Consider the following 7,179-nt stretch of genomic DNA (forward strand, 5'->3'; position numbering starts at 1 on the left):
GCTGTGAGCAAAGAAGAAAAGATGCCAACAGAGCAAGAATCAAAAGAAACCGTTCTTGACTTAGAAGATGCGAAAGAGATGACGGTCGGTCAGGCTGCTCGGAAAAACGAGGAAGTCGAAGCTGGTGTGACTGAAGGAGACAATATCCTTGATAAGTACATCAAGCAACACCGAGATGAAATCGAAGCAGGGAAATTTGAAACCCAAAAGCTGAGAATCATGGAAGAGCTGGCGCAACAAAAAGAAGCTTTGATACAAGAGACCATCAAACAGCTTAAGAGTCAGTCTCAGGCGAAGGAAAATACTGCCAATACGGCAACACCTTCGGCGCAGCCAGTGAAAGCAGAAACGGCAAATTCAGCAAACGTAGAGACTACAAAGGCTACACAACCAGCGCTAACAGTTGCAGCTGAAGCACCAATCATTCCGGCAACAAAGCCGGTATCAAAGCCGGTTCCGACAGTGTTTGAAGATGAGGACGAGCCTGAGACAAAACCTTTCTACAAGAAGAAAGGCTTCCTATACTCAGCCTTAGGTCTTGTGGCACTTGCCGCTGGAACGACTTGGTACTTTCATCAAGGCCGGGGTAGCCACAAGTCGACAACTGGTTCCAGTTCGACCGTTTCTTCTAGCAAAAAGAAATCTACAAGCTCTAGCGAAGCTAAGAAAGAGGCTGCTAAAGAATTTGAAGACCTTTATGCTAGCTTCTTTACGGATAGTAGTCAGACAGCTATCAAAAATGACAAGTTTGGCGATTTGGATAAGCTGAAAGCTAAGTTAGATGTCTTAACTGGCAGCTCAGAATATACGGCTGCTAAGAAGAAATATGATGACCTTGTTAAGCAAATTTCTGCTATCCAAAGTGTGAATTCGCAATTCAATACGGGTGCTATCGTTGATGGTCTCTTGAAGACGGATGCCCAAGTGAAAGAAAACGCCAATCTTCCAGATGTATCGACAGGTAATAGCAAGTTGGATGAGGTCTTGAAGGCGGCTATTGCTCAAGGACGCAGTCAACAGTTGCCAGCACCGGCGCCTAGTCCAACAGTGGAACCGTCAGCGCCATCAACAACACCAACAGTGCCAGCAGCGCCAGCAACGCCGCCAGCTGTAACTCCAGCGCCTAGTGATCCTAGTGGCATTAGAAATGCAGAAACTGGTATCGGACTGCCAAGTGCAGGAGTCAACCTCCAGCGCCACCTTAGCCGTGTGCCTTACAATCAAGCAGCTATCGATGATGTGAACAATCCTGCTTGGACCTTCAATCCAGGTGTTTTAGAAACGATCCTCAAGGTGTCTCGCGAGCGCGGCTACATCACAGGAGATCAGTTTATCCTTGAAAAAGTTAACATTGTCAAGGGAAATGGCTACTACAATCTCTATAAACCAGATGGTACTTATCTATTTAGTATGAACTGTAAGACAGGCTACTTTGTAGGGAATGGAGCTGGGTATGCAGAGGATTTGGATTATTAATCATCTTTCTCACTAATCCATTCAAAATATGATAAAGAAAAAGTTAGACGGATCTGAGCCAAGTATCTCGGGTCAGCCGTCTAGCTTTTTTTGTATAAATAGTTACTTATTATTAATTACTATAATAATCTATAGCTTAGATCTCTAGGTTAATATAGATAGTTTGAAATAGCTTGATTTATCAAGCTTATTTTCAATAAATAAAGATTTCAATGGATTGAATTCTTGTCTTATTTTTGTTAAAATACTACTTGGAGCATTAGGACACCTAGCATAAAAATGTACAAAAGTGTCTATTGTTACTTTTAAACTATGGTATGCAATAAGCCAGCTTCTTTGCTGATGGTCATGAGATTAACAAAAACTGGCATGTTGGAAAAGGAAAGGAAAAGGATGTTTCGAAGTAAGAAATATAACAAAGATTTCGAGATTATTGACGAAAAGAAGCGATATAAGCTCTATAAGTCTGGGAAAAATTGGGTAAAAGCTTCAAATTCTCAACTTGATCTCTTTCGTATTGGTGGAATGGGAGAAGTTGTCTCGAGCAGCTTGTCAGATACTGAAGAGCTTGATCACGACCATCTGGGCCTCAATACTCTTGCAGGTCTGGGAGGGATATTAGCCGCTGGGGCAGCGGGGCTAATGGTGACTCAGGAGCAGTCTGTCTATGCAGATGAAACATCTGAATCTACTGATAAAGCAGTTATCTCAGCTGAAGTCAAGGACAATGAAGAAGCAACAGAAGCAAGTACAAATTCGATCATTGCTCAAGCGCAAGCGGAAATGCGAAAAGCAAAAGCAGAACAAGCTTCTGAGTTAGCCTCTGTTTCAGTTAGTCAGTCAGTCAGCACTTCTGTCTCTACAAGTGAGTCAGTCTCTCTTAGTATCTCGACTAGCCAGTCTGTTAGTCAATCGCTCAGCCAATCAGTTTCCGCTAGTAACTCAACTTCTATCAGCCAGTCTGTATCTGCTAGCAATTCAGTCTTGACTAGCAAATCAGCGAGTACTGCGCCTGCTGCAAAAGTATCAGAGAGCAAAGCACCCGCTAAGCTAGAAAGTGCTAACAATACAACTTCTCTAGAACAGGATAAAGTGCTCACTAGCGCGTCAGTAGCTGATGCTTCTGTCTCAGCTTCTAATTCTGTCTCACTGGATATCAGAGTCAATGTTGTTGACAGCTTTGTCTCATCTGGTGCCGGACAAAGTGTAGCTAGTGCTACGTTGAGCAATAGCCAAGCTCTAGCAACCAGCAACAACTTGGCCGCTGGTGTGGTAGCTGATAAGAACCAAGCCCAAGGCAAGGATGAGCTTAAGCAAGCTGAGAAGAGTCAAACGGTAGAAAAGACCGTAGCAACTTCACCAAAAGAGTCTGTCAGTGCTTTTGCTAGTGCCAGTCAATCAACAAGTGGATCGAATGTTTCTGTAGTGTCAAGTTTGTCTATTGAACAGAGTGGATCGACGACAGCAATTGACCAGCAACCTTCTACTTCAAAAGAAGCAAAGAACCTTGAAATTGACTCAGCTGAATTAAAAATAACTGAAATTACTGGTAAGAATAGTGTTAGTGGAGTTCAATCAACTTCTGTCACAACTAGCTTAATTGAAGCTGCTGCGGTTGCATTAGCATCTTCAGAAGTCACTGCTAAACAACAAGAAGAAAACCGTAGGAAGTTGACCAATCTTTCAGCTGAAATAGGTGACTATCTAGCAAAAGCAGTTGGTTTGCCAAATACGGATTCAGCTCTTGTTAAGGCCAATGCAGCGCTAACAGAAATTGAAAAGGCCCTAGCTGATCCGACTAGTGATTTAACAACAGTAGTGCAAAAAGCTACTTTAGCACGTAATTCGATTATTAATGCTGTTTTTGCGGCTAATTCTGGTGTACGCGATGTACGAAATGGGACAGTGATTACTAGAGGGGCACACCTACGTGCGGCTTCTAATCCACCTACAATCTCTATGCCATCTACTATCACAATTTATAATGATGAAGCAATCAATAATTTTCAGATAAGACTGAATGATGATAAAGGGATGGCTAAAATCACGGCCTCCCCATCCAATGCTATTATTACAGGTTTAAAAGCACCGAACTATCCAACTAACAAGAAAGGGGAATTTGGAGATCTATATATCTATGATCAAAGGGGGAATAAAACAGGTGGTCAAAGAACATACACTATTAACATAATAGGGACGGTGGGTCGTGAAAACGGAACTTGGAAACCCTATAAGCCTGGTACCTATGTTCTGGAGTACACAGTAACAGATATTCATGGCTTGACTGCTACAGCACGTACGAATTTCCATATCAAAGGCTTCAACGAACGCCACAACCCAGTTAGTGGGGATACTGTTATTGTTAAGAATCCCTCTTCTTTGACTGTAAGTGAACGCAATCAAGTACTTGAAAAATTTAAAGAAAAAAACCAGTCGCTTTTATCTGGTAGTGATTTTACGAAAGATGGCGTAACCGGAACGATTTCGGTAGCTGAAAATGGGAATATTACCATTACCTACCGTGATAATACTACAACTGTTATCCCAGCTAATGTGGATGCTGTCCCAGTTCCAAGTGCGACGGTGACTCGTAACGGTCAAACTCTAACACCTGTAAACGGCAACTATGTTGTGTACGCAGGAGATGATATTCAAATTAATTTCACTGCTACAGATAATAGCGGGCAATTATCAGAATTTAAGATTGTTTCAAATGAAGATGCAAATGGTTCAGCTCTTAAAAATAATTTCTTTGAAGATAATAAATATGGGACGGGAACAGTAGATCATTTAACGGGGAATATCACAGCAACTACTGCTAGTCCAGCTCGCATTACAGTAAGAGCTCATTTGAATGATAATCTAGAGTACGATAAAAATGGTAGAAATAGTTGGCAACGTAATGCAGTAGCAACGGATAAGGCTGGGAATAAAAATAGTGCAGGAAATGCTTCGCCAGGTAATGTCCGTATTGTGCAAGGTAGACTGACAGATATTATGGAAGGGGTAGCACCGACCGAAACATTCCAAGTAGAGAATGTTTCTGAATTAAAACCTCAAGAAAAAACTCGTATATTGGCGGCTGTTGAGAAACTAAACAATAAGCAGGAAAAACGTATTGATTCCTTTACTATTAGTAACAATGGAACAGTTACCATTATCTATAAAGATAAGACTACGGATACGTTCACTGTAAAACTTTCTGATAGTGAGTATAAGAGTAGCAGTACTTCAACTAGTCTAAGTCAAAGACAGTCAACCAGTGCCTCAGTAAGTGCTAGTACATCAGCGAGTGCGTCGGCTTCAACGAGCGCCAGCCGTTCAGTTTCTGCTAGCCAGAGCTTGTCTACTTCCTTGCGCAATAGCCAATCGGCATCGATGAGCGCCAGCCGCTCGGTTTCAGCGAGAAATAGTGTTTCGGCCTCAGTGAGCGGTAGTCAGTCTGTCTCAGTGAGTCAGAGCGCTGCTTCATTGAGCGCCAGCCAATCCATCTCACTAAGTAAGAGTGCATCAACTTCATTGAGTGGTAGCCAATCCGTCTCATTAAGTAAGAGTGCTTCAGCGTCACTGAGCGGTAGCCAATCCATCTCACTAAGTAAGAGTGCTTCAGCGTCCTTGAGCTTGAGCCGGTCAGTTTCACTAAGTAAGAGCGCTTCAGCTTCACTGAGTGGTAGTCAATCAGTCTCACTAAGTAAGAGTGCTTCAACTTCATTGAGTGGTAGCCAGTCTGTCTCAGTAAGTGCCAGTGCTTCAGCATCGTTGAGTGGTAGTCAATCCGTCTCATTAAGTAATAGTGCTTCATCTTCGTTGAGCTTGAGTCAGTCAGTTTCATTAAGTAAGAGCGCCTCCGCTTCATTGAGTGGTAGTCAATCCGTCTCACTAAGTAATAGTGCTTCAACTTCATTGAGTGGTAGCCAGTCTGTCTCAGTAAGCACAAGCGCTTCAGCATCGTTGAGCTTGAGTCAATCCGTTTCAGCAAGTGCAAGTGCTTCAGCATCGTTGAGTGGTAGTCAATCTGTTTCAGCAAGCGAGTCTGCTTCAGCGTCATTGAGCGCAAGCCAGTCAGTTTCAACAAGTGCCAGTGCTTCAGCGTCACTGAGCGCAAGCCAGTCAGTTTCAACAAGTACAAGCGCTTCAGCATCGTTGAGCTTGAGTCAGTCCGTTTCAGCAAGTGCAAGTGCTTCAGCATCGTTGAGCTTGAGTCAATCCGTCTCAACAAGCACGAGCGCTTCAGCGTCATTGAGTGGTAGCCAGTCAGTCTCAGTAAGTGCCAGTGCTTCAGCATCAGTAAGCCTGAGCCAGTCAGTTTCAACAAGCGAGTCTGCTTCAGCGTCATTGAGTTTGAGTCAATCTGTCTCAGTAAGTGCCAGCGCTTCAGCATCGTTGAGCGGTAGCCAGTCAGTTTCAGCAAGTGAATCTGCTTCAGCGTCATTGAGCCTGAGTCAATCAGTTTCAACAAGCACAAGCGCTTCAACGTCATTGAGCGCAAGCCAGTCAGTCTCAGTAAGTGCCAGTGCTTCAGCATCAGTAAGCCTGAGCCAGTCTGTCTCAGCAAGTGTAAGTACTTCAGCTTCGTTGAGTGGCAGCCAATCTGTCTCAGTAAGTGCCAGTGCTTCAGCATCACTGAGCTTGAGTCAGTCAGTTTCATTAAGTAAGAGCGCCTCCGCTTCGTTGAGTGGTAGCCAATCGGTTTCATTAAGTAAGAGCGCCTCAGCATCGTTGAGTGGTAGTCAATCTGTCTCATTAAGTAATAGTGCTTCAGCTTCGTTGAGCTTGAGTCAGTCAGTTTCATTAAGTAATAGTGCTTCATCTTCGTTGAGCTTGAGTCAATCAGTTTCACTAAGTAAGAGTGCATCAACCTCATTGAGCTTGAGCCAATCCATCTCACTAAGTAAGAGTGCATCAACTTCATTGAGTGGCAGCCAATCTGTCTCATTAAGTAATAGTGCTTCAGCGTCACTGAGCTTGAGTCAATCAGTTTCAACAAGTACAAGCGCTTCAGCATCGTTGAGCTTGAGCCAATCCATCTCACTAAGTAAGAGTGCTTCAACTTCATTGAGTGGTAGCCAATCAGTTTCAACAAGTACGAGCGCTTCAGCATCATTGAGCTTGAGCCAATCGGTTTCAGCAAGTGAATCAGCTTCAACCTCATTGAGCACCAGCCAGTCTGTATCAACAAGTGCCAGTGCTTCAGCGTCAGTAAGCCTGAGTCAATCCGTTTCAACAAGCGAGTCTGCTTCAGCGTCATTGAGCACCAGTCAGTCTGTATCAGTAAGCACAAGTGCCTCAGCGTCATTGAGCTTGAGCCAGTCAGTCTCAGCAAGTGCAAGTGCTTCAGCATCAGTAAGCCTGAGCCAGTCTGTCTCAGCAAGCACAAGCACTTCAGCATCAGTAAGCTTGAGCCAATCCGTTTCAACAAGTGCCAGTGCCTCAGCATCATTGAGCCTGAGCCAATCCGTTTCAGCAAGTGAATCAGCTTCAACCTCAATGAGCGCAAGCCAGTCTGTTTCAGCAAGCGAGTCTGCTTCAGCGTCATTGAGCTTGAGCCAGTCTGTCTCAGTAAGTGCAAGCACTTCAGCATCAGTAAGCCTAAGCCAGTCAGTTTCAACAAGCGAGTCAGCTTCAACCTCATTGAGCACCAGCCAGTCTGTCTCAGCAAGCACAAGCACTTCAGCATCAGTAAGCCTGAGCGAGTCAGTTTCA

Annotated in this window: 2 protein-coding genes; both read left to right on the forward strand. The window is 43.9% G+C overall.

Annotated elements, in window-relative coordinates; translation table 11 throughout:
• Positions 1–3 precede the first annotated feature (3 nt).
• The gene (locus tag O3644_RS09520; protein ID WP_371595595.1) at positions 4–1,476 is read left to right on the forward strand and encodes a cell division site-positioning protein MapZ family protein; all 1,473 of its coding nucleotides are present in this window, start codon (positions 4–6) and stop codon (positions 1,474–1,476) included.
• Positions 1,477–1,869: 393 nt separating this feature from the next.
• On the forward strand, positions 1,870–7,179 hold a 5,310-nt coding region (locus O3644_RS09525), incomplete at its 3' end, for a KxYKxGKxW signal peptide domain-containing protein (RefSeq protein WP_371595596.1).

The organism is Streptococcus sp. 27098_8_113, from assembly GCF_041432545.1.
Lineage (GTDB): Bacteria > Bacillota > Bacilli > Lactobacillales > Streptococcaceae > Streptococcus.